This window comes from Rhizobium sp. RHZ01, from assembly GCF_014851595.1.
GTDB classification, from domain to species: Bacteria; Pseudomonadota; Alphaproteobacteria; order Rhizobiales; family Rhizobiaceae; genus Rhizobium; species Rhizobium altiplani.
This window is the reverse complement of record NZ_JACUZZ010000036.1, coordinates 40,380-62,668: the sequence shown is the minus strand read 5'-3', so window position 1 is coordinate 62,668 and position 22,289 is coordinate 40,380. Positions and strand designations below refer to the sequence as shown.

General features: G+C 61.9%; 21 protein-coding genes and 1 pseudogene. 13 read left to right on the top strand and 9 right to left on the bottom strand.

What is annotated here, in order from left to right:
- From IB248_RS31405 to ribB, 3 genes are all read left to right on the top strand, one after another.
- A partial coding sequence (locus IB248_RS31405) for a hypothetical protein (protein WP_210333077.1) occupies positions 1 to 213 on the top strand: 213 nt, incomplete at its 5' end.
- 30 nt (positions 214 to 243) lie between these two features.
- Entirely contained in the window at positions 244 to 1,341 is a 1,098-nt protein-coding gene (gene aroC, locus IB248_RS27645; RefSeq protein ID WP_018858979.1) for a chorismate synthase, read from the top strand.
- Positions 1,342 to 1,352: 11 nt separating this feature from the next.
- Positions 1,353 to 2,456, top strand: coding sequence for a 3,4-dihydroxy-2-butanone-4-phosphate synthase (ribB, locus tag IB248_RS27640; protein WP_018858978.1), 1,104 nt, complete (start codon positions 1,353 to 1,355; stop codon positions 2,454 to 2,456).
- Here the strand turns inward: ribB and IB248_RS27635 are convergent.
- The 3 genes and pseudogenes from IB248_RS27635 to IB248_RS27625 form a co-directional block, all read right to left on the bottom strand.
- Positions 2,453 to 2,715: pseudogene (locus tag IB248_RS27635) on the bottom strand (crosslink repair DNA glycosylase YcaQ family protein); the annotation flags it as partial. The gene ribB and the pseudogene IB248_RS27635 sit on opposite strands and share 4 nt — an antisense overlap.
- Positions 2,716 to 2,737: 22 nt before the next feature.
- The gene (locus IB248_RS32420) at positions 2,738 to 2,947 is read right to left on the bottom strand and encodes a KTSC domain-containing protein (protein ID WP_025661086.1); all 210 of its coding nucleotides are present in this window, start codon (positions 2,945 to 2,947) and stop codon (positions 2,738 to 2,740) included.
- A 258-nt stretch (positions 2,948 to 3,205) separates the two neighbouring features.
- Entirely contained in the window at positions 3,206 to 4,396 is a 1,191-nt protein-coding gene (locus IB248_RS27625) for a winged helix-turn-helix domain-containing protein (RefSeq protein WP_169682693.1), read from the bottom strand.
- A 148-nt stretch (positions 4,397 to 4,544) separates the two neighbouring features.
- On the opposite strand from IB248_RS27625, the gene IB248_RS27620 reads away from it, so the two are divergent.
- The 3 genes from IB248_RS27620 to IB248_RS27610 are packed head-to-tail and all read left to right on the top strand — an operon-like array spanning position 4,545 to position 6,414.
- Complete coding sequence (locus tag IB248_RS27620; RefSeq protein ID WP_169682695.1) at positions 4,545 to 5,222, top strand: ABC transporter ATP-binding protein; 678 nt, start codon at positions 4,545 to 4,547, stop codon at positions 5,220 to 5,222.
- A complete protein-coding gene (locus IB248_RS27615) occupies positions 5,219 to 5,827 on the top strand; it encodes a CbiQ family ECF transporter T component (protein ID WP_169682697.1) in 609 nt (202 codons plus the stop codon). The genes IB248_RS27620 and IB248_RS27615 overlap by 4 nt, the downstream gene beginning before the upstream one ends.
- A gap of 23 nt (positions 5,828 to 5,850) precedes the next feature.
- Positions 5,851 to 6,414 carry a biotin transporter BioY gene (locus tag IB248_RS27610; RefSeq protein WP_018858972.1) on the top strand — a complete coding sequence of 188 codons (564 nt, stop codon included), beginning with the start codon at positions 5,851 to 5,853 and terminating at the stop codon, positions 6,412 to 6,414.
- On the opposite strand, the gene IB248_RS27605 is transcribed toward IB248_RS27610, so the two are convergent.
- Positions 6,411 to 6,806: a hotdog domain-containing protein gene (locus tag IB248_RS27605; RefSeq protein ID WP_018858971.1), complete on the bottom strand. Its 396-nt coding sequence runs from the start codon at positions 6,804 to 6,806 to the stop codon at positions 6,411 to 6,413. The two genes, IB248_RS27610 and IB248_RS27605, sit on opposite strands and share 4 nt — an antisense overlap.
- 160 nt (positions 6,807 to 6,966) lie before the next feature.
- Here IB248_RS27605 and IB248_RS27600 point away from each other — a divergent pair, with 160 nt between their 5' ends.
- The 6 genes from IB248_RS27600 (at position 6,967) to IB248_RS27575 (ending at position 13,385) form a co-directional block, all read left to right on the top strand.
- Entirely contained in the window at positions 6,967 to 7,902 is a 936-nt protein-coding gene (locus tag IB248_RS27600; protein WP_169682699.1) for a histone deacetylase family protein, read from the top strand.
- A 2-nt stretch (positions 7,903 to 7,904) separates the two neighbouring features.
- A complete protein-coding gene (locus tag IB248_RS27595) occupies positions 7,905 to 8,156 on the top strand; it encodes an exodeoxyribonuclease VII small subunit (protein ID WP_025582353.1) in 252 nt (83 codons plus the stop codon).
- A 122-nt stretch (positions 8,157 to 8,278) separates the two neighbouring features.
- On the top strand, positions 8,279 to 9,202 hold the full coding sequence (locus tag IB248_RS27590; protein WP_169682701.1) for a pirin family protein: 924 nt from the start codon (positions 8,279 to 8,281) through the stop codon (positions 9,200 to 9,202).
- 106 nt (positions 9,203 to 9,308) lie between these two features.
- Positions 9,309 to 11,231, top strand: coding sequence for a 1-deoxy-D-xylulose-5-phosphate synthase (gene dxs, locus IB248_RS27585; protein WP_169682703.1), 1,923 nt, complete (start codon positions 9,309 to 9,311; stop codon positions 11,229 to 11,231).
- Between the two features lie 160 nt (positions 11,232 to 11,391).
- Positions 11,392 to 12,138, top strand: coding sequence for a TlyA family RNA methyltransferase (locus IB248_RS27580; protein WP_018858965.1), 747 nt, complete (start codon positions 11,392 to 11,394; stop codon positions 12,136 to 12,138).
- Positions 12,135 to 13,385, top strand: a complete 1,251-nt coding sequence (locus IB248_RS27575) for a class I SAM-dependent RNA methyltransferase (RefSeq protein ID WP_192241948.1) — start codon at positions 12,135 to 12,137, stop codon at positions 13,383 to 13,385. Before IB248_RS27580 ends, IB248_RS27575 begins: the two co-directional genes overlap by 4 nt.
- Before the next feature lie 62 nt (positions 13,386 to 13,447).
- Here IB248_RS27575 and IB248_RS27570 read toward each other — a convergent pair whose 3' ends face one another.
- The 4 genes from IB248_RS27570 to IB248_RS27555 all read right to left on the bottom strand — a co-directional run bounded on the left by IB248_RS27570 (position 13,448) and on the right by IB248_RS27555 (position 20,341).
- Positions 13,448 to 15,271 (bottom strand): HAMP domain-containing methyl-accepting chemotaxis protein, encoded by a 1,824-nt coding sequence (locus IB248_RS27570; RefSeq protein ID WP_192241947.1) that lies wholly within the window; start codon positions 15,269 to 15,271, stop codon positions 13,448 to 13,450.
- 250 nt (positions 15,272 to 15,521) lie between these two features.
- Positions 15,522 to 17,606, bottom strand: a complete 2,085-nt coding sequence (locus IB248_RS27565; RefSeq protein WP_192241946.1) for a methyl-accepting chemotaxis protein — start codon at positions 17,604 to 17,606, stop codon at positions 15,522 to 15,524.
- A 194-nt stretch (positions 17,607 to 17,800) separates the two neighbouring features.
- A complete protein-coding gene (locus tag IB248_RS27560) occupies positions 17,801 to 18,553 on the bottom strand; it encodes a crotonase/enoyl-CoA hydratase family protein (RefSeq protein WP_192241945.1) in 753 nt (250 codons plus the stop codon).
- Between the two features lie 9 nt (positions 18,554 to 18,562).
- Positions 18,563 to 20,341 (bottom strand): acyl-CoA dehydrogenase, encoded by a 1,779-nt coding sequence (locus tag IB248_RS27555; RefSeq protein WP_018859356.1) that lies wholly within the window; start codon positions 20,339 to 20,341, stop codon positions 18,563 to 18,565.
- A gap of 217 nt (positions 20,342 to 20,558) precedes the next feature.
- On the opposite strand from IB248_RS27555, the gene IB248_RS27550 reads away from it, so the two are divergent.
- Positions 20,559 to 21,554, top strand: a complete 996-nt coding sequence (locus IB248_RS27550) for a transporter (RefSeq protein ID WP_018859355.1) — start codon at positions 20,559 to 20,561, stop codon at positions 21,552 to 21,554.
- A gap of 53 nt (positions 21,555 to 21,607) precedes the next feature.
- Here the strand turns inward: IB248_RS27550 and IB248_RS27545 are convergent, their stop codons facing one another.
- Positions 21,608 to 22,144 (bottom strand): BA14K family protein, encoded by a 537-nt coding sequence (locus tag IB248_RS27545; protein WP_169682717.1) that lies wholly within the window; start codon positions 22,142 to 22,144, stop codon positions 21,608 to 21,610.
- Positions 22,145 to 22,289: the final 145 nt, after the last annotated feature.

The following is a 22,289-nucleotide window of genomic DNA, read 5'->3' as shown; positions in this document are numbered from 1 at the left end:
AACGACGACTTCCGATCCGCTGCGCCGCTCGCCGTAGTAGCGTCGCACCTGCCGACCATAAAATGCATGCCAGCGGTAATGGATCTCGACTTCTTCCCCGATATGGGCAGAATGTCCGGAAGATTGCGATTTGGAGCAAAGAAAGGCTTTTGCCGCCGCGTTTTTTTGGCCTATGAGTGTCGCGCATTTTCAGATGAAGGACGCCGCCGGTGACGATCGGTTGGCGTGATCCGGTCGGGACACATGTCGCACAATACATTCGGTCATCTCTTCCGCGTAACCACCTGGGGCGAAAGCCACGGCCCGGCGCTCGGCTGCGTCGTTGACGGCTGCCCCCCCGGTCTGCGCTTCAAGCTCGAGGATATTCAGGTCTGGCTCGACAAGCGAAAGCCCGGCCAGTCGCGCTTTGTAACGCAGCGTCGCGAGGCCGATCTGGTCAAGATTCTGTCCGGGGTCATGCTGGACGCCGACGGCGAGACGATGATTTCGACCGGTACGCCGATCTCGATGATGATCGAGAACACCGACCAGCGCTCCAAGGATTACGGTGAGATCTCACGGCAATATCGGCCCGGCCATGCCGACTACACCTACGATGTGAAATACGGCATCCGCGACTATCGCGGCGGCGGCCGTTCCTCGGCCCGCGAAACGGCGGCGCGCGTGGCGGCTGGCGGCATTGCCCGTCTTGTTGTGCCTGAGGTCAAGGTGCGCGGCGCCTTGGTGCAGATCGGCAAGCACAAGATCAACCGCCAGAACTGGGATTGGGACCAGGTCGACCAGAATCCGTTCTTTGCACCTGATGCCGCGATCGTTCCCGTCTGGGAAGAATATCTCGACGGTATCCGCAAGAACGGCTCCTCGATCGGCGCCGTCGTCGAAGTCGTGGCCGAAGGCGTGCCGGCGGGCCTCGGCGCCCCCATCTATGGCAAGCTTGACCAGGACATCGCCTCGCTGCTGATGTCGATCAATGCCGTCAAGGGTGTCGAGATTGGCAACGGCTTCGAAGCCGCCGAGATCACCGGCGAGGAAAACGCCGACGAGATGCGCATGGGCAATGACGGCAAGCCCTTGTTCCTGTCGAACAAGGCGGGCGGCATCTTAGGCGGCATTTCGACTGGCCAGCCGGTTATCGCGCGCTTCGCCATCAAGCCAACCTCGTCGATCCTGACCGAGCGCCAGTCGATCGATGCCGACGGCAACAATGTTAATATCCGGACCAAGGGACGGCATGATCCGTGCGTCGGCATCCGCGCCGTGCCGATCGGCGAGGCGATGGTCGCCTGCGCCATCGCAGACCATTACCTCCGTGACCGCGGCCAGACCGGCCGACTGAAATAGGAAATACAGACATGCCTTACGATCAGAAGCGCGTCGTCGATGCGATCCGGGCCTTCGAGGCCGGCGAAATCGTCGTGGTGATGGATGACAACGACCGCGAGAACGAAGGCGACCTGATCGTCGCGGCCGTTCACTGTACCGCGGAGAAGATGGCGTTCATCGTCCGTCACACCTCCGGCATCGTCTGCACACCGATGCCGAAGGAGGAGGCCCGCCGGCTCAACCTGAATGCGATGGTTGCCGAAAACGACTCGGCGCACACGACGGCGTTCACCGTTTCTGTCGATTTCAAGCACGGCACGACGACCGGCATTTCCGCCGACGACCGGACGCTGACCGTTCGCAACCTCGCCAATCCCAATGTCGGCGCCGCCGACTTCGTGCGCCCGGGTCACATCTTCCCGCTCGTTGCGCGGGAAGGCGGAGTGCTTATGCGCTCGGGCCACACGGAAGCTGCTGTCGATCTCTGCAAGCTCGCCGGCCTTCCGCCGATCGGCGTGATCTGCGAACTCGTTAACGATGACGGGACCGTCACGCGCGGGCAGCAGGTCGTCGAATTCGCTGAAACGCATAGCCTGAAGCTGGTGTCCGTTGCCGACCTGATCGCTTACCGCCAGCGCAAAGAAACGCTGATCGAACTCGGCCAGAGCTTCGACATCGAAACACCCTTCGGCAAGGCCAAGGCGCATACCTATTCGCTGCCTTGGGATACGATGCAGCACCTCGCCGTCGTTTTCGGCGACATCCGCGACGGCATCGACATTCCGGTGCGCCTGCACCCTGAGAATGTCGCCGAGGACCTTTTCGGCAAGCGCCGTCCCGTCGACCACTACATGAAGAAGATTGCCGAGGAAGGTCGCGGGATCATCGTCTACCTGCGGGAAGGCTCCGTCGGCGTCGGTCATTCGGACAGTGGTCGCAAGGCACGCAGCCAGGGACGCGAGGCACACGTCGAGGCACAGGTGCGCGACAGCGAGTGGCTGGAAATCGGTCTCGGCGCACAGATCCTCAAAGACCTCGGCGTATCGTCGATCCGGCTCCTGACGAGCCGCGAGCGGCACTATGTCGGTCTCGAAGGCTTCGGCATCAAGATTTCGAAGACAGAGATCTACTAAGCCCGCCATCCGTCGAGATAGGCGACCTTCTCGACGCCGGAGAACCGCGCGATGCGTTGCAACTCGGCGTCGAGCCGGTCCAGGCGACCGGTCGAGGGGCGCACGCCCGGCTCCAGCCATAGGCGCTTGACGTCGAGGCTCCCGCCTCTGCCATCTGCTTTCATGTCGATGCGGCCGATCAGCTTGTCGCCTTCAAGCAGCGGGAAGACATAGTAGCCGCATGCCCGCTTCGGCTCGGCACGAAAACCTCGATGCGATAGAGGCGGCCGCCTGCTTCACGCTCAGGCGGCGATGCGCTTGAAGCGACCGCTGACGTTCTCGATATAGTACTTTCCCGGCGATTGGGCGGTGACCATGGCGATGACCTCGGCTTCCGCCACGCCCTCGAACTGCCGCTCTTCGCCGTTGCTCAGACAGACGCGAAGCCGGCCATCCTCCTGGCTGAAATAGACCGCATCGATCAGCGTTGACTTCACTGCCAACGGCTCCATCTTCGCCTGCCGTCCGGCCCGTGTGACGATCGTGGCGGCGCGCGCATCGCGCCGCTTGCGCAGTAAGGCCCTCACTTCACGGCGAAGGCTGTTCAGTGCCGCCAATGCGGCGAATTTGATGGCTCGTGTTTTCATGCAGCCATCCTACGCAGGCGGCTCTTAAAGAGTTCAAGACAAGCATGGTAAAGCGCGCATCAACATTAATTCTTTGTAATTACGACGCAATTTCCTAAAATATCGACTATCGATGAGCGCCGCTCAGCCTTGCCAACTATCCATTAGGACGACCTGTTCAACGCCAGTGAATTTGGCCAGTCGGTCAAGTTCGGCGAGAAGCTTTTCGATCCGCCCGGCCGACGGGCGTACGCCCGGTTCCAGCCACAGACGCTTGACGTCGAGGCTTCCGCCTTTGCGATCGGCCTTCATGTCGATGCGGCCGATCAGCTTGTCGCCTTCAAGCAGCGGGAAGACATAATATCCGTATTCCCGCTTCGGCTCGGGCACGAAAACCTCGATGCGATAGAAGAAACCGAAGAGCCGTTCGGTGCGATTGCGGTCGCGGATCATCGGATCGAAGGGGCTGAGCACGCGCACGCGCGGCGGTGCGCCGGGATAGTCCTGCATGCTCGTAAGCAGGTCGGGGACGGCCCAGGAGGGGCGCGGCTTTCCGCCAAGCGCCGGCTCGATCAGGACTTCGATCAACTCGTCGCGATGCGCGTTGACCCAGGCTTTCGCTTCATCGGGCGACAACAGATCCCAGAAGGCGGCGATTTCGCCATGCGTGGCAAAGCCCAGTCGGGTCAGCGCGCTGCGGCAGGCCCAGTCGACAAACTCCTCGTAGGTGACTTCCGGCTCGTGAAACTCAGGCGGAATGACGCGTTCGACGAGATCATAGATTTTCTGGAAGTTCGAGCGTCCGGCGATGGCGAACTTGCCGGTGCGCCAGAAATATTCCAGCGCCGTCTTGTTGGGATGCCAATTCCACCAGCCGCCGGAAACATGCCCGTCCGCCTTGATCTCGCGCGCCATGATGGCGCCGTCACGAGTGACGCGCTCAAATGTCTCGTCGAAGGCGTGTTCGAACCCCTCCCCCTGCCATTTTCGCCAGCGCTCGCCGATTACCTCTTCCTCGTGGCGGAACTTGTGTTTCCAGTATCGGAAGAAGGCGCTCGGCAGGATCGAGGCGTCGTGCGTCCAGTGCTCGAAGAGCGAGCCGTCCTTCTCCAGTAGCGCCGTCAGATGCTCGCGTTTGTAAGTCTGGTTGCGGGAAAACAGGATCTGGTGATGGGCTCGCTCCACCGTCTGGATGCTGTCCACCTGCACGAAGCCGAGTTCGTGGATGAGCTCCAGCAGGCCGGCCTTCGTCAGCGCCTTGTTCGGCGGCGCGCTCAGGCCTTGCTTGGCGAGGAATATGCGGCGGGCATCGGAATTCGAAATGAGATTCGTCATGTGCACATCATAGAACGGAAAATGTTCCTAGCCACCCGTTAAGTTAGGACGATCATCAGGTAGGAGCGGCCGGCATTCATTGCGAGATTTTGAGCTTTCAAAGCGCGAAATTCGTTATAGAACGGCCTCTCAATTCACGAGGGACCAGGTGGATATCCGTTTCGAAGGCGCAGGGGTCAGCTATGGTGCGCGCGTCGCGCTGGCGCCCGTGACGCTGCAGCTCACAGAAAAGCGCATCGGCATCATCGGCCTCAACGGCTCGGGCAAGACGACCTTTGCGCGCCTCATCAACGGCCTGACCAAGCCGAGCATCGGGCGGGTGATCGTCAACGGTCGCGACACGGCCGACGCCAAGGCCGTTCTCACCGATGTCGGTTTCATCTTCCAGTCGCCGCAAAACCAGATCATCCTGCCGGTCGTGCGCGACGACATCGCCTTCGGTCTGAAGTGCCGCGGCTACAAGCCGGCGGAAATTGCGGCGAAGGTGGAGGCGGTCCTGCAGCGTTTCAGCGCGGCCCATCTTGCCGACCGCCGGGCGCACGAGCTCTCGGGCGGAGAGCTGCAACTTGCCGCCCTTTGCTCCGTGCTCGCAACCGGGCCCGATATTCTCATCCTGGACGAGCCGACCAATCAGCTGGACCTCAAGAACCGCAGCCTCGTGCAAAGGCTGGTGGAAAGCCTTCCGGAGAGCGCGATCGTCATCAGCCACGATCTGGAATTGGTCGCGGATTACGAGCGCGTACTGGTTTTCCATGAGGGCGTTCTCGTCTCCGACGCGCCGGCCGGAGAGGCGATCCGCCGCTACAGGGAGATCGCAAGCCGATGAAGTCGCTTTTCGTCGAAGGCAACAGCGCCATGCATCGGGTTTCGGCCCGCGCCAAGCTGCTTGTTCTTGCGGCCCTCGGCGTCATGCTCGTCCTTACGGCGAACCTCCTGTTGCTTGCCCTTGGAGTGCTCGCGACGGCCGGGATCTACTTCAGCATCGGCCTTCCGGCGCGATCCGCGCTTGCGCGACTGAAGCCGGTCTTCCTGACGATCCTCATCGTGGCGTTGTTCAGCCTGGCCTTCAATCCCTGGCATATCGCCGTCGTCGCCCTGCTCCGTCTCACGGCATTGATGCTGTTTGCCGCTGCCGTGACTGCAACAACTGCTATTGCGCAATTCATCGACGAAATTACCCTGCTGGCCAGGCCACTGGAGCGGCTCGGACTTCTTCGGGCCGACGATGTCGGGCTGGCTGTCGGGCTCGTCGTCCGCTTCGTTCCCGAGATTCTCGATCGTTATCGTGCCATCCGCGAGGCGCACGCGGCGCGCGGTATCAAGGTGCGGCCGACAACCGTGCTCGTGCCATTGATCATTCTGACGCTGAGGGATGCGGATAACATTGCTGCGGCAATTGACGCGCGCGGCGTTCGGCGGCATGTCAATTGAGAACTCGCTAACAGGAGCCCTGCATGAGCACTCGCGACCTCGTTCTCTCCGCCCTCTTTGCGGCCATCATCGTCGCGCTCGGCATTCTGCCGCCGATCACGCTCGGCTTCATACCGGTGCCGATTACGGCGCAGTCGCTCGGCGTCATGATGGCGGGTGTCGTGCTCGGCGCGCGCCGCGGCACGATCGCGGTCCTGATCGTTCTCGTGCTTGTCGCGATCGGCCTTCCTGTGCTTTCCGGCGGTCGTGGCGGACTTGCTGCCTTTGCCGCACCGACCACCGGCTTTCTGATCGGCTGGGTGCTGGCAGCCTTCGTCACCGGTTATCTCAGCGAACGGCTGGTCAAATCCGAACAGTCGGCGTTGGTGCAGACGGTCGGCTTCTTCTTCGCCGCGATGATCGGCGGCATCGTGGTTCTCTACGCCTGCGGCATCGTCTATCTGGCGTTCGCCGCCCAGCTTGGCCTCTCCAAGGCATTCCTCGGCTCAATGGCATTTATCCCCGGCGACGTCGTCAAGGCCTTCGTTGCGGCACTTGTCGGCCGCGCGGTCATGGTCGGCTATCCCCTCCTGCCGGTGCGCAGCTAATCGACGAAACCATAAAGCCAGTCACGCGTGTCTTCGGGAAGCGGGACTGGCGAACGATCGTCGCGCGAGCGCGCCTGCCAGATAATTTCGACCTCGGCGGAGCGCTCGTCGCCGATATCGGCCGAAATGATGAAGCCGACCGAACGCATGCCGATCTTGTCGACCGACGCCGTGAACACGACCCGCTCATCGTAATGCAGCGGCCGATGGAGGATACAGGTCACCTTGCTGGCGATATAAAGCGGCTCATTCGCCAGTTGCGGCCTCGACGACCAGAAGGTCGCCAGCACCGACTCGGCATAGGAAATGTAGGAGCCCAAGAAAACCTGGCCGTTCATGTCGACGTCGCGGAACGGCACATTCATCTCAACGGTACGCGTGACCTCGTTCATTGATCTTTCTGCCAATTCTCCCCTCCCCAAAGACTAGCCGCGGGGCCGGACGAAGTAAACGCAGGACTGGCCCCATGACCAAGGCGCGCGCTTGTTGAAATTGCCGCGCCGAGCCCCATCTGCTGTGGATCATGACGGGACGGAAAGATAGAGTGACACCATGAGCACCCGCCTTTACGAGCACCCGATCTTCCTGGAACACGTCACGCCCGCCGGCCATCCCGAACGGTCCGACCGTCTGCGGGCGATCAACGTGGCGCTGGAACATCCGAACTTCGCAGGTCTTGACCGCAAGCGCGCACCGCAGGCCGCCGAAGAAGCCGTTCTGCTCGCCCATCCCGAAGAGCACCTGCTGTCAGTGCTGCGCCACGTGCCCGAAGAGGATGGCGAGATCAATCAGCTCGAGGCCGATACTTACGCCAGCCGAAAGAGCTTCGAAGCGGCACTGACGGGGATCGGCGGCGCGATGGCCGCGGTCGATGATGTGTTTACCGGCAAGGCCGATAACGTCTTCGTTGCGGCCCGCCCGCCGGGCCATCATGCCGAAAAATCAACGGCAATGGGCTTCTGCTTCTTCAACAATGCCGCGATCGCCGCCCGCCATGCCCAGAAAGCGCACGGTGCGGAGCGTGTGGCGATCGTCGACTGGGACGTGCATCACGGCAACGGCACGCAGGACATCTTCTGGGACGATCCCTCCGTGCTCTTCTGCTCGACGCACCAGATGCCGCTTTACCCCGGCACCGGCGCGAAGGAGGAAAGCGGCAAGCACGGTACCATCGTCAACGCGCCGCTGTCTCCGAATGTCGGTAGCGATCACTTCCGCGAAGCTTTCAAATCACGGGTGTTGCCTGCGCTCGTTGATTTTCGCCCGGACCTGATCATCATCTCCGCCGGCTTCGATGCGCATCACCGCGATCCCTTGGCGCAGATCAATCTCGTCGGCGAGGATTTCGACTGGGCAACCGGGCGGTTGCTTGAGGTCGCCGACAAAAGTGCCGCAAACCGGGTCGTCAGCCTGCTGGAAGGCGGCTATGATCTCGAAGGCCTCGCCGAGTCGGCTGGCCTGCATATTCTTAGAATGATGAAGGGTTGAGTATGACTGACAGCGCCAAGCCGGAAGTTTCCGGTCTTTCCTTCGAGAAGGCGGTTGCCGAGCTCGAAAGCATCGTGGCCCGGCTGGAACGCGGCGACGTGGCGCTGGACGAATCCATCGAGATCTACGAGCGCGGCGAAGCGCTGAAGAAGCACTGCGAAACGCTGCTTTCGGCCGCCGAAAACCGCATCGAAAAGATCCGCCTTGACCGATCTGGCAAGCCGCAGGGCGTCGAGCCGCTGGACGGGGCATAAGCAAGAGCTTTTCCGAAATCGTCGTCGTGATGAACAGAGCGTCGCCTCCTGGCGATCAAGTTTTCCTAGTCCGCCATCGGTAATCGGTCTAGTCTAGGCACAACCTCATCGGAGACGCTTTGATGTCCTTTTTCCCCGGTAAAGATCCCCTGCCCGGCGATGCTTTCGCCTGCGATGCGATCGAGAACCTCATAATCCCCCGCACCAGCGATATTGGCGGCTTCGAGGTGCGGCGAGCACTGCCAACGCGGCAGCGGCGACTGGTCGGGCCGTTCATCTTCTTCGACCGCATGGGGCCGGCGATCCTGAAGCCGAACGAGGCGCTGGACGTGCGGCCGCATCCGCATATCGGGCTTTCGACGGTGACCTATCTCTTCGACGGCGAGATCCGGCATCGGGACAGCCTCGGCACCGAGAAGGTCATTCGCCCCGGCGACATCAACCTGATGACGGCAGGGCGCGGCATCGTCCATTCGGAGCGCACGCCCGATAATTTGCGCGGCCATCCGCTGCTGATGTCGGGCCTGCAGACCTGGCTCGCACTGCCGGATGACAAGGAGGAGATCGATCCCTCCTTTGCGCATACCGAAAAGAGCGACATGCCTTTGATCGACGAACGCGGCGTGCGCGGGCGTGTCGTCATCGGATCGTTCGAGGGGATGTCTTCACCGGTGAAGGTGTTTTCCGACACGCTCTATGCCGATATCAGCCTTGAACCGGGTGTGAAGTTTCCCTTCGCGGCGGGACACGAGGAGCGGGCGGCATACGTACTGTCAGGCGAAGTCGTGATATCGGGCGATAGGTTTGCAGCCGATCAGCTGCTCGTCTTCCGCCCCGGCGATGCGATCACTCTCGAAGCTGGCAGAGAGGGCTGTCACCTGATGTTGTTCGGCGGAGCGGCGCTGAACTCGAAGCGGTACATCTGGTGGAACTTCGTTTCCTCCTCGAAAGAGCGCATCGAAAAGGCCAAGGAAGAGTGGCGGACCGGCAAGTTCGACATCGTACCGGGGGACGAAGAAGAATTCATACCTTTGCCGGAAGGCTGATCTCCTTTAGAAAGGAGTTTCGGCCATTCTTGAAATCGACTTTTTTCACCGCAATTTATGGCTTAAAGGCATCCTGCCCAAGAAAGACAAGAAAGAGCGCCCGCCCGTGACACAATCGCCGAAGACGCCGCTGCTGGATAAGGTTCCCTATCCAGCCGACCTCCGAAAGCTTGACGATCGCGACCTGCCGCAGCTTGCGCGCGAGGTTCGCGATGAAATGATCGATGCGGTGTCGCGCACCGGCGGTCATCTCGGTGCAGGACTCGGCGTGGTGGAACTGACGATTGCGATCCACAGCGTCTTCAACACGCCTGAAGATCGGCTGATCTTCGACGTCGGGCACCAGTGCTATCCGCACAAGATCCTCACCGGTCGCCGTGACCGTATCCGGACGTTGCGCCAAGAAGGCGGCCTCTCCGGTTTCACGCGCCGCGCGGAAAGCGAATACGATCCCTTCGGTGCTGCTCACTCCTCCACGTCCATCTCCGCCGGCCTCGGCATGGCGGTTGCCTCCGACCTCGACAAGACAGACCGCCGGGTGATTGCCGTGATCGGCGACGGCGCGTTGTCGGCCGGCATGGCCTACGAAGCATTGAACAATGCTGGCGCGCTCGACGCCCGCCTGATCGTCATCCTCAACGACAATGACATGTCTATTGCGCCGCCGACCGGCGCGATGAGCGCCTATCTCGCGCGCCTTGCTTCCGGCCGCACCTACATGGGCTTCCGCGATTTCGGCAAGAAGCTGACGGCCTATCTCGGCAAGAGTGTCGACCGCGCTATCACTCGCGCCGTGGAGCATGCCCGGGGCTATGTGACCGGGGGGACAATGTTCGAGGAGATGGGTTTCTATCATATCGGGCCGATCGACGGTCACTCGTTCGAGCACCTGCTGCCGGTGTTGCGCAATGTGCGCGACAATGCCAACGGCCCCGTGCTGATCCATGTGGTGACGCAGAAGGGCAAGGGCTACGCGCCCGCCGAGGCGGCAGCCGACAAGTATCACGGCGTCAACAAGTTCGACGTCATCACCGGCGCGCAGGCGAAGGTGAAGCCGAATGCGCCGAGCTACACGAGCGTATTCGCCGAAGCGCTGGTGCAGGAAGCGGAGCACGACGACAAGATCGTCGGCATTACCGCCGCCATGCCGAACGGGACTGGCCTCGACAAGCTCGCAAGCATCTTCCCGTCGCGGTGTTTCGATGTCGGGATTGCCGAGCAGCATGCGGTGACATTTGCCGCCGGTCTAGCCGCCGAGGGCTTCAAGCCGTTTGCCGCGCTTTACTCCACGTTCCTGCAGCGCGCCTATGACCAGGTGGTGCACGACGTCGCGATCCAGGGCCTTCCGGTTCGCTTCCCGATCGATCGCGCCGGTTTCGTCGGCGCCGACGGCCCGACGCATGCAGGCTCGTTCGATACGACGTTCCTCGCCACCCTCCCCGGCTTCGTGGTGATGGCGGCCGCCGATGAGGCTGAGCTGAAGCATATGGTGCGAACGGCGGCAGCCTATGATGCCGGTCCGATCTCCTTCCGATATCCGCGCGGCGAAGGCGTCGGCATAGAAATGCCCGTCCGTGGTGAAATCCTGCAGATCGGCAAGGGCCGCGTCGTCAAGGAAGGCGCGAAAGTGGCGCTGCTCTCGTTCGGCACCCGCCTCGCTGACTGTCTGCTTGCTGCCGAGGACCTTGACGCAGCCGGGCTTTCGACGACGGTTGCCGATGCGCGATTCGCCAAGCCGCTGGATCATGATCTGATCCGCCAGTTGGCGCGCCACCACGAAATCCTGATCACCGTCGAAGAGGGGGCGGTCGGCGGCTTCGGCAGCCAAGTCATGCAGTTCCTGGCCATGGACGGCCTGCTCGACAATGGCCTGAAGGTCCGCTCGCTTGTCATGCCCGATATCTGGGTGGAACAGGCAAAGCCGGAAGTGATGAACGCCCATGCCGGCCTCGATCGCGCGGGCATCGTTTCGACCGTGTTCAAGGCGCTTGGCCGGCCCGCCGCATTTGGCGTCGGCGCTGCCGGATAGTTCAATCTCATTAGATGAAGACAGCCCTGGAGACGGGGCCGTCTTTTTTGTTTGGCGAAAGGCCGACGGAAGTGTCGATGAACCGCTGCCATCCTGCTGCCAGCGACGCCTCTCCAACAAAAGGCTTGCAACTAACGGCTTTGCCGGTCATGGACAGCCGATGTCCGATCAAAACACACAACGCCTCGACCAGTTGCTCGTCAGCCTTGGTCTTTTCGCCAGCCGTTCCCGAGCGCGGGATGCGGTGCAACGCGGCACCGTGAAGGTCGGAGGCAAGATCGTGACGAAGGCAGGTGCGCTGTTTGGCGAGGATGCCCCAATCGAAATCGACGATCCGGCGCAGGACTATGTGTCCCGCGCGGCGCTGAAGCTCGCCGCAGCGCTCGATCACTTCAAGCTCGACCCGTCAGGACATCACTGTCTCGATGTCGGCGCATCAACCGGTGGCTTCACCGAAGTGCTGCTGGCCCAAGGGGCAACCCATGTTACCGCGATCGACGTCGGCCATGGCCAGATGCATCCGCGCATCTCGAGTGATCCCCGCGTGACGAACATCGAAGGCCTCAACGCCCGCAACCTGACGGCGGAGAATATCGGCCATCCGCTCACCTTTATCGTGTCGGACGTCTCCTTCATCTCGCTGAAGCTGGCGCTTGCCCCTGCTCTTGAGATCGCGGAAGCTGGGGCTTGCGCGGCTCTCCTCGTCAAGCCGCAGTTCGAGGCCGGGCGCGAGGCGATCGGCAAGGGGGGGCTTCTCAAGGACCCGTCATCGGCGCCCGATGTCGCGGCCGAACTCGAGCGCTGGTTCGTCGAGGATATGGGCTGGAAGAGCCTTGGCCTCATCCCCTCACCCATTGCCGGCGGCGACGGTAATCAGGAATTTCTACTCGCAGGGACAAAACCGTGAGCACGCAAACTGTTACGATCGAAAAGCTGGGCGCCCAGGGCGATGGCATCGTGCACGCGGATGGCGGGCCGGTCTATGTACCCTTCACCCTGCCCGGCGAAACCGTCGCCATCGCGCGCGTCAAGAACCACGGCACGGTGATGTCGATCTCCGATCCATCTGCCGATCGCCAGGCTCCTCCGTGCCGGCATTTCGGACCGGACGGTGTGAACGGCACCTGCGGCGGCTGCAGCCTCCAGCACATGAACGATGCTGCCTACCGCGGCTTCAAGCGTCAGCTTGTCGTCGATGCGCTGAAATCGAAGGGACTGACGGCTGACGTTGCCGACCTCGTCGTCGCTCATCCCGGCGAACGGCGGCGTGTCGTCTTCGCCGCACGGCGGACCGAGAAGGACATGCTTATCGGCTTCAATCAGGCCGAAAGCCACCACATCGTCGCCATCGAGGAATGTCCCATCTCGTCGGCGGGCATCATGGCCAGGCTGCCGGCGATCAAGGCGATTGGTGCAGCACTTGCCAATAGCGCCGAAGCGTTCCGCATCACCGTGTTGGAGACCCTGTCGGGTCTTGATCTCGCGGTCGACGGCATCAAGAAACTCTCGGATCAGCAGCGCCGCAAGGCGATCGAGACGGTGCTTTCCCTTCGCGGCATCGCCCGCGTCTCGCTCAACGACGAAATCCTCGTCGAACCATCGAAGCCGATCGTCGATTTCGGCGGCGTCAATGTCGTTCCGCCGCCCGGCAGCTTCACGCAGGCGACCAAGCAGGCGGAAGACGCAATGGCGGAATTGGTTCTGGCGCATGTCGGCAAGGCGAAACGCATCGCCGATCTTTTCGCAGGCGCCGGCACCTTCTCGCTTCGCCTTGCCCGCGTCGGCCGGGTTCTTGCGGTCGAGAGCGAGGACAAGCCGCTGGCGGCGCTCGATCACGCTGCTCGCAACACGCAGGGTCTGAAGCCGGTCAGCGTCGAAAGGCGAGACCTCTTCCGCCGGCCGCTGATGACATCCGAGCTGAAGGTCTACGACGCCGTGGTCTTCGATCCGCCGCGCGCCGGCGCCGAGTTTCAGTGCAAGGAACTGGCGCGCTCGACGGTCAAGAAAATCGCCGCCGTCAGCTGCAATCCGGTGACGCTCGCCCGGGATCTCGCCCTGCTCGTCGAGGGTGGCTATCGCATCACCGGTGTGACCCCGATCGACCAGTTCCTGTGGACATCGCACGTCGAGGTCGTGGCGACGCTGGAGAAGTAGCGGCGCGAAAAACAAAACGCCCGCGACGAGCGCGGGCGTTCCAGTTTGTGTGTATCAATCAATCAGGCGGCGCGACGGCTGTAGGATGATGCGCCGTGGGATGCTGCCTGCAGGTTGAACTGGGCAAGGAGTTGCATCAGCTTTGCTGCTTCCTGCGCCAGCCCATGGCTCGCTGCCGTCTGCTCCTCGACCATGGCGGCGTTCTGCTGCGTGCCCTGGTCCATCGTGTTGACGGCCGTATTGATCTCGGCAAGCCCCGTCGACTGCTCACGGGTTGCCGTGACGATTGCGTCGACGTGACGGCTGATCTCCTGAACCTGACCGACGATTGCTTCCAACGCCTTGCCGGTGTCGCCGACGAGCGTGACGCCCGAGCGAACCTGTGAGTTCGAGGCGGTGATCAGGCTTTCGATTTCCTTCGCGGCATGGGCAGAACGCTGTGCCAGCTCGCGCACTTCCTGGGCGACGACAGCAAAGCCCTTGCCGGCTTCGCCTGCGCGTGCCGCCTCGACACCGGCATTCAGCGCCAGCAGGTTGGTCTGGAAGGCAATGTCGTCGATGACACTGATGATATTGGCAATCTTCTGCGACGACTGCTCGATCTCGGTCATTGCCGAGACCGCCTTGCGGACGATGTTGCCGGACTCTTCGCCGCCGTTGCGGGTTCGAGTGACCAGCGTGCCGGCTTCCTCGGCACGGCGCGCTGTGTCCTTGACGGTCGTCGTAATCTCTTCGAGCGCGGCTGCCGTTTCTTCGATGGAGGCAGCCTGCTGTTCAGTGCGGCGGGCAAGCCCGTCCGCGGCGGTGCGGATTTCTCCGGCGCCCGCGTCGATCGCATGAGCGTTGTCACCGACCTCCTGAAGAACAGCCCGCAACTTGGCCACGGAGGAATTGAAATCACTGCGCAGCCGGTCGAGGTGGTCGGCAAAAGGCGTCTCGATCGTCCGCGTGAGATCGCCTTCCGAGAGAGCGCCCAGCGCTTCGGCAAGCGCATCGACGGCATGTTGGATCTCGCTGGCTTCACGTGCCTTCGAGGCTTCGTTGCGGGAACGCTCCTGCTGAGCCTGCTCGCGGGTGTGCTCGGCGCTCCGTTCGAGGTCGAGGCGTGCGAAAGAGTTGTCGCGGAAGATCGCTACGGCAGCCGCCATGTCGCCGATCTCATCCTTGCGCCCGGCGTAAGGGACGGCCGCGTCGAGATCCCCGTCCGCCAGACGGGCCATGCGGGTGGCGATCGTCGAGATCGGCTGAGAAATGCGCGTCCAGGCAAGGAAGGCCGCAGCAACGGCGACGGCAAGCGCGACGACGAGGCCACCGACGATGGACGAGATGCCTGCGTTATAGTTACCGGTCGCGGCAGCGAGAGCGGCATCGGTCGACTGCCGATCCTTTGCCAACATTCCGTCGACGAGCGTCTGAATGTTGTTGGCGGACATGGAAAGTTCGCCGCGATAGAGGCTGTTGGCCTGGCTGCGCTTGTTGTCGAGCGCCAGCGCAATGATCTTGTCGGCAAGCGCAGCGTCGTTGGTGAGCGCCTTCTGCAGCCGGCCGAAATTCTGGCTCATGTAATCGCTCTTCGGCTGCTTGTCGAAGGCGCCAATGGCAGTGGCAAGGCGCTGGCGGCGGGCCTTGAGTGTCGTCTCCGCGTTGCGGAAGTCCGTCTTACCTGTTGCAAGGAGGTAGTCGGCGTAGCTGCGACGAACGTCGTTCAGCGTCGTGACGATCGCGTGGAGCCGTTCGGTGTTCGGAATGTTCTGCGCCCCGATCTGCCGGGTGTTGGCCTCCAGATTGATCAACGAGAAGGCCGCGATCGCACCCTGCACCAGGGCAATGACGACAAGGGACAGAAAAAGAAGCGGAAGAAGCGTCTTGATCTTCAATTTGGACATAGAGCGGCCTCAGTGCGGCTGAACGATGTGCTTCAGTCAATCTCCTGTTGATCGCCTGGGGGAACACTCGTTTTAATGGTGTGGGGAGAACGGTACGGACAACGTCCATCCTGCATCATGCATTGCACGCCACTAAAGCCCAAGATCCGTAAGATTTGATTAAAAGTAATATTTTTTAATCACCGCTGGTCGCGCCCTCCAACGAGAACGCCCGCGACGAGCGCGAGCGTCCGGTCTTCGCAGGATTACATCAGGCCGCGCGACGGCTGACCGCAGCGTGGGATGCTGCTTGCAGGTTGAACTGGCTCAGCAACTGCATCAGCTTTGCCGCCTCCTGCGCCAGCCCATGGCTCGCTGCCGTCTGCTCCTCGACCATGGCGGCATTCTGCTGCGTGCCCTGGTCCATCGTGTTTACAGCAGTGTTAATCTCGGCAAGCCCCGTCGACTGTTCGCGGGTCGCCGTGACGATCGCATCGACATGACGGCTGATCTCCTGAACCTGACCGACAATCGCGTCCAACGCCTTGCCGGTGTCGCCGACGAGCGTGACGCCCGAGCGAACCTGACTATTCGAAGCAGTGATCAGGCTTTCGATTTCCTTCGCAGCCTGGGCCGAGCGCTGCGCCAGTTCACGCACTTCCTGGGCGACGACCGCAAAGCCCTTGCCGGCTTCGCCGGCGCGTGCCGCCTCGACGCCGGCATTCAGCGCCAGCAGGTTAGTCTGGAAGGCGATGTCGTCGATCACCCCGATGATGTTGGCGATCCTCTGCGAGGACTGCTCGATCTCGGTCATTGCCGAAACCGCCTTGCGCACGATGTTGCCGGACTCTTCGGCGCCGTTGCGGGTGCGCGAGACGAGATTGCCGGCCTCCTCAGCGCGACGTGCCGTGTCCTTGACCGTCGTGGTGATCTCCTCGAGCGCTGCAGCCGTTTCCTCGACCGAGGCTGCCTGCTGCTCGGTGCGGCGGGCAAGGCCGTCTGCGGCCGTGCGGATTTCGCTCGCACCGCCATCAATGGCGTGCGCGTTGTTGCCCACGGCATGCAGAGCACCGTGGAGCTTGGTGACGGCGTTGTTGAAGTCATTACGTAGGCGGTCGAGATGCGGGGCAAACGGCGCGTCGATGCGATGCGCAAGGTTGCCATCCGACAGCGCGCCGAGGGCACTGGCAAGCGCATCGACGGCATGACGGATTTCGGTTGCCTCGCGGTTTTTCTGCTGCTCACGCTCATGACGCTCACGCTCGGTAAGGGCACGGCCGGTTTCGGCTTCACCCTCAAGGCGCTCTCGATCAACCGCGTTCTTCTTGAAGACAGCCACAGCCTCGGCCATCGAGCCGATCTGGTCGCGGCGCTGCTCGCCAGGAATGGAGACCGACAGATCGCCGGCGGCAAGCTTTTGCATCGCGGCGGTCATATCGGTGACGGGACGGATCACCAGGCCATGCAGCAGCCAGGCCATGGCGCAGATCATCAGGCCGACGGCGAGGATCGTGGCAATGGTTGCGGCAATGCGGAATTCGTTCAGCGAAGCGAAGGCGGCGTCGCTGTCCACGACGAAGCCGAGGTACCATTCGACCGACGGCAAACCTGCAACCGGCATGAAGCTGACGAGGACATCCTTGCCGGCAAACTCAGTCGGAACGAGCCCGGCCTTGATCACCGGTGTCTCAGCCGGGAAAGCGTCGGCAAGCGTCTTTGTCACCAGCTTTGCATCCGGGTGGATCAGGATCTGCCCGCTCTTGTTGACGAGGAAGGCCGTGCCTTTGCCGCCGAGATCGATCTCCTTGATCATGTCGACCATGGTCTTCAGCGAGAAGTCGCTGCCGGTCACGCCGGCCAGCTTGCCGCCGTGGCTGACGGGAACGGCCGAGCTGATGATGAGATCGCCGCTCGACGCATCGACATAGGGCTCGGTCATGACGCTGGCGTTGGCCTTGACGGCATCCTGATACCAGGGGCGCTTGCGCGGATCATAGCCGTCCGGCATCGGCAGCTTCGGCCACATGGTGAAGACACCCTGCTCGTCGCCAAAATAGGTGCTGACGAACTGGCTGGTCAGAACATCGTTCTGGAGCACGGCTTCGACGCCCTTCTGATCGGCGGCGCGGCCGATGGCGTTCGCGACCATGGCGGTCAGCGTCACACGACCATTCATCCAGTTGGCCAGGCTGCTTGCAGCCTGCTCACCGGACGAGCTGATGTTGGCTTCGATCGCGGCAGTCGCGGTGCTCCGTTCGACGGAATTGATGTAGTAGGAAAAGGCGGCAAAGGCCACAAGAACAACGGCAGACGCGGCAACGAGGATGCGCGTCATCAAATTCGTCTTCTTTTTCAAGGATTTTCCTTTCGTGAGTGGTCCGCGCCGTACTTGACGAAGCGCGGGCTACTCGATGCGCAGGCTATGGGCAAAACGGGACAAAGCGCCTCATGCGCCCGGACGACTGCGCCATCAGCGCGCCGTCATACCCCTAATATTAGAGGGGTATTTAAAACTGGCTTAAAATTTGACGAAACTCGACTATTCCCACGTCAGCGGCGCATGAAGGCTTCGAAGGCGGCTTTCGCTTCGGCGCTGTGTAGGCGGTCGAAGAAGTGACGCGCCTCGTCATCGATGCGCGCAATGACTTCTTCCCGATCGCCCCGGATCAGGTTGCGCGCGATCTTCAGCGCTTCTGGCGGCTTGGCGGCAAGCTTGGCAGCGGTTGCGAGCGTTGTCCTTTCGACCTCATCGGGCGCACAGACTTTCCAGACAAGTCCCGCCCCCCGTGCTTCCTCGCCGGAGAAGCCCTCACCGAGAGCCAACATCGCAAAGGCGCGCTGGTGTCCCATGATCCGCGGCGCAAGCAGGCTGGACGCCGCTTCCGGAACGAGGGCGAGGTCGACGAACGGCGTGCGGAACTGGCTGCGCGCTGAGGCGATTGTCAGGTCGCAATGCATGTGCATTGTGGTTCCGATCCCGATCGCCAGCCCGTCGACACCTGACACGATCGGCTTTTCGGAGCGAACCATGGCGTAGAGGAATTCGACGATCTCGCGAGGCATGGCACCGCCCATCGCCGCTGCGAGGAAATCTCCGAGGTCATTGCCCGCGGAAAAGCAACCTTCGGTGCCGAGAAAAGCCGTCGCCTTGATCGCCGCATCGCCATTGGCGGCAATCAACGCCTCCGCCATTTTCCGATACATGGCGCGGGTGATGGCATTCTTCTTTTCCGGCCTGTTGAAACGGATGATCTGGATGCCGGGGTGTGCCGCATCCTGCTCGACGATGACCTGCTCTGTCATGATGGTTCCTCAGGCGAGAACTATTTTGGCAGCCGCAAGGCTTGCGGCGCCGTTGATGACGCTGTCCTTCAGCGCCGTCACTTCCGAAAGAAGATTTTCCGCGGCAAAACGGCAGAGTGCGATGCGCCCTTCGGCACCTCCCGCCGGTGCCTGCGCGAGCCCGCCCTTGGCGAGATAGCAGCCGGTCAGGACAAGGCCGAAGAGCCGCTGATACGGTGTCGCGCCGGCCAGCGCCTCTGCCACCTTAGCATCGCGAACCTGCGCCAGCAGCCAGTCCGTCGCCTCGCCGAGGTCGGTTATTGCGGAATCGAGGCGATTTGAGGTCGCGCCGAAGCCGCCGAGGTTGGAATGGCGGACCTGGTCGGCGATCTGTTTCAGCTCGGCGATGAAACCGTGCACCTGGTCGCCGTCCGAAAGCGTCAATTTGCGGGTGACGAGATCGATCGCCTGGATACCGTTCGTGCCCTCATAGATCGGCGCAATGCGCGCATCACGCAGATAGCGCGCGGCTCCCGTCTCCTCGATGAAGCCCATGCCGCCATGCACCTGAATGCCTGATGAGGCGACGTCGACGCCGACATCGGTGGAAAAGGACTTGGCGATCGGCGTCAGCAGTGCTGCGCGCTCCTGCCAATGCTGCTTTCGATCCGCCGCGCGATGCGACATGTCGATGGCATGGGCACAGGTATAGGAAATTGCGCGGGCGCCTTGCGTCAACGCCTTCATCGTCAGGAGCGTGCGGGTAACATCCGGATGGTCGATGATCGGGCTCATGCCGCCACCCGCCCAGTTCGGCGCCTTGCCCTGAACCCGCTCTCTCGCATAGGCGACTGCCTTTTGCGTCGCCGCCTCGGCGATCGCGACGCCCTGCATGCCGACGGCAAGGCGGGCATTGTTCATCATCGTGAACATGCAGGCGAGGCCCTTGTTCTCCTCGCCGACCAGCCAGCCGATTGCCCCCTTCTCCTCGCCGAACTTGCCGTCGCCATAGATCATGGTGCAGGTCGGCGAGCCGTGGATACCGAGCTTGTGCTCCAGCGAGTGCGCGAAGAGATCGTTGCGGGCGCCAAGCGATCCGTCCGCATTGACGAGGAATTTCGGCACGAGGAACAGCGAGATGCCACGCGTTCCGGCCGGTGCGTCCGGGAGGCGAGCGAGGACCAGGTGAATGATGTTGTCGGCGGCGTCGTGTTCGCCCCAGGTGATGAAGATCTTCTGGCCGAAGATGCGGTAGGTGCCGTCGTCCCGGCGTTCGGCGCGGGTCTTGAGCACGCCGAGGTCGGAGCCGGCATGCGGCTCCGTCAGGTTCATCGTGCCGGTCCACTCACCCGAGACGAGCTTTGCGAGGTAGGTATTCTTGAGTTCGCCGGACGCATGGCTGTTGATCGCTTCGATCGCACCCATGGTCAGCGTCGGGCAGAGCGCGAACGCCATCGATCCGGAATTCCACATTTCCAGGGCGGCGACGTTCAGCATATGCGGCAGCGCCTGCCCACCGAAGTCTTCTGGTGCGGTCAGGCCATTCCAGCCGCCGGCGATCCAGTTCTTGTAGAGATCGCGCCAACCATCGGGCGTTACTACCCTGCCGTCGACGAGGCGCGAACCCTGACGGTCGCCAACCTCGGCGAGCGGCGCAACTTCATCCGTGGCGAATCGTCCCGCTTCATGAAGGATGGCGTCGACGAGATCATCACCAAGGTCACCGAGCAAACCAGCTTCGATTGCATCGCCCAGGCCGGCAACATGCTTCAGCGTAAACGCAATCTCTTCGACCGGCGCCTTGTACATCAGTGATCTCCTCGCATCGCTGGCCGCCGATTGAACAGCCCTTCAGCCTCTCCAAGGGCAGAGCTAATTGATTTTTACGTAAACGTCAATTTCAAACTTCCAGCGACAAGCTGCCACGGAGTTACACATGTCTTGAATTATTACGCACTTGCACAAACAACCGTCATAGAGAATCTCTAAGGACACTCACCGCCATCGCAAGAGGACCGGCGCATCAATGGATACTTTGCCCGCCAACATCCACGGACTCGTGTGGGCCTACCGCTTTCCGCCGGAAGGCGGCAAGGCAATCCGTCTCCCAAACAGCGCGCCGCAGGCCGAGTTGACCGACGGCGGCGGCTTCTATTGGCTGCATCTCAATCTCGCCGATGCCAGGGTGCCCGGCCTGCTCGACAGTATCGTTGGCTTGAACGACGATGCCAAGGCAGCCTTGACCACCCGTGACACGCATGCCGCGATAACGGTCGACGAACAGCTGCTCTACGGCACGCTTGTTGATTGCCAGCGCGAATTCGATCGTGAAACCGCCGATCTTGGTTGGCTGCATTTTGCGATCTCCGACCGCTTTATCATTACCACGCGGCTGCAGCCGCTACGCAGCATCGAGCGCGCCCGCGCGCTAGTGGAGAAGAACCCGGCAAAATTCGAACGGCCCGTCGACCTGTTCGAGATCCTGGTGATCGAGTTCCAGCGGACACTGATCTCCATCGTCATGGAAATGACCGAGGAGCTCAACGTTATCGAGGATTTCGTCTACGACAACTCGCCACGCGACGAACGCCGGCGGCTGGCGCCGGTCCGACGTACGGTCGTCCGGCTGCACCGGCACCTGAGAACTGTGCTGGCCCTGATGCGTCGCGCTGCCGCCTCGCATGACGATGAAATGCCCTTCGGCTTCGATGATGTCGCGGGACGGCTGACGAGCCGCCTCGAAACCGTCGATCACGACATTTACGCGCTGCAGGACCGCGCGCGGCTGCTGCATGAAGAAATCGACTCGAAGGCGTCCTCGGAGACGAACCGGCACCTCTACATTCTGTCGATCATGACGGCCTTCCTGCTGCCGCCAACCCTGGTGACGGGCTTCTTCGGCATGAACACGGCCAATCTACCTTTTGCCGAAGGAAGCGGCGGCACGGAATATGCCGTGGCGATCATTATCGCCTCCATCGTGCTCGCATGGTGGCTGCTGAAGCGCGTCCGCATCCTCTGAACGCAAAAGGCCCGGCATTGCTGCCGAGCCCTGAAACCGAAAGCTTGCTTCACTCAGTAGTACGGCGAAACGCACTGCTGGCGCGGGCCGTTGTACGGCTGGAACGTATTGTCGTAGACCCGATAGGAACGGTAACGCGCCTGGCACCAAGCCACGTGACCCGAGCCGAGCGAAGCAGCCGGCGGAGGAGCCACATAGGTCGGCTGCGATGCAATAGCACCACCAATTATCGCACCAGCGCCGAAGGCGGCCAGCGGGAACCAGTAGCCGTCATAGTAGCGGTAGCCACTGCGATAGTAGGGATAGCCGCGATAGCCACCGTACCAACCCGGGCGATAGGCTGGGCGATAAGCCGGGCGGTACCCCGGATAATAGCCAGGGCGATAGCCTGGATAGTAGCCCGGCCGGTATCCGGGACGAAAACCGGGGCGGCAATACGGGCCACGGCAATACTGGACGTTCTGGACGTCACCAGATTTTTCGACCTGCGGCAGAGCCGGCATCTGCGTCGCCTGCGAGGGCGCATAGCCACTTGCCAGCGTGACAAAGGAAACGGCGGCAATCGCTATCTTCTTAAAAAACCCAGTCATGGAAGCTCCATTTCCAGTTGGAATACGCGCGCACGAGAACGCCAAGGCACTGAAAACGTTCCAATGACCAGTTTTCATGCTGTCGGTGCGACTTTCTGTTTTTAAGCGATCGCGGATTAACTGGACATTAACCGCCTATCACCAC

Bases quoted from the DNA above. Each gene is read 5' to 3' on its own strand.
- aroC (WP_018858979.1), top strand. From the start codon at position 244: ATGTCGCACAATACATTCGGTCATCTCTTCCGCGTAACCACCTGGGGC.
- ribB (WP_018858978.1), top strand. From the start codon at position 1,353: ATGCCTTACGATCAGAAGCGCGTCGTCGATGCGATCCGGGCCTTCGAG.
- IB248_RS32420 (WP_025661086.1), bottom strand. From the start codon at position 2,947: ATGGAGCCGTTGGCAGTGAAGTCAACGCTGATCGATGCGGTCTATTTC.
- IB248_RS27625 (WP_169682693.1), bottom strand. From the start codon at position 4,396: ATGACGAATCTCATTTCGAATTCCGATGCCCGCCGCATATTCCTCGCC.
- IB248_RS27615 (WP_169682697.1), top strand. From the start codon at position 5,219: ATGAAGTCGCTTTTCGTCGAAGGCAACAGCGCCATGCATCGGGTTTCG.
- IB248_RS27610 (WP_018858972.1), top strand. From the start codon at position 5,851: ATGAGCACTCGCGACCTCGTTCTCTCCGCCCTCTTTGCGGCCATCATC.
- IB248_RS27605 (WP_018858971.1), bottom strand. From the start codon at position 6,806: ATGAACGAGGTCACGCGTACCGTTGAGATGAATGTGCCGTTCCGCGAC.
- IB248_RS27600 (WP_169682699.1), top strand. From the start codon at position 6,967: ATGAGCACCCGCCTTTACGAGCACCCGATCTTCCTGGAACACGTCACG.
- IB248_RS27595 (WP_025582353.1), top strand. From the start codon at position 7,905: ATGACTGACAGCGCCAAGCCGGAAGTTTCCGGTCTTTCCTTCGAGAAG.
- IB248_RS27590 (WP_169682701.1), top strand. From the start codon at position 8,279: ATGTCCTTTTTCCCCGGTAAAGATCCCCTGCCCGGCGATGCTTTCGCC.
- IB248_RS27580 (WP_018858965.1), top strand. From the start codon at position 11,392: ATGTCCGATCAAAACACACAACGCCTCGACCAGTTGCTCGTCAGCCTT.
- IB248_RS27570 (WP_192241947.1), bottom strand. From the start codon at position 15,271: ATGTCCAAATTGAAGATCAAGACGCTTCTTCCGCTTCTTTTTCTGTCC.
- IB248_RS27560 (WP_192241945.1), bottom strand. From the start codon at position 18,553: ATGACAGAGCAGGTCATCGTCGAGCAGGATGCGGCACACCCCGGCATC.
- IB248_RS27555 (WP_018859356.1), bottom strand. From the start codon at position 20,341: ATGTACAAGGCGCCGGTCGAAGAGATTGCGTTTACGCTGAAGCATGTT.
- IB248_RS27550 (WP_018859355.1), top strand. From the start codon at position 20,559: ATGGATACTTTGCCCGCCAACATCCACGGACTCGTGTGGGCCTACCGC.
- IB248_RS27545 (WP_169682717.1), bottom strand. From the start codon at position 22,144: ATGACTGGGTTTTTTAAGAAGATAGCGATTGCCGCCGTTTCCTTTGTC.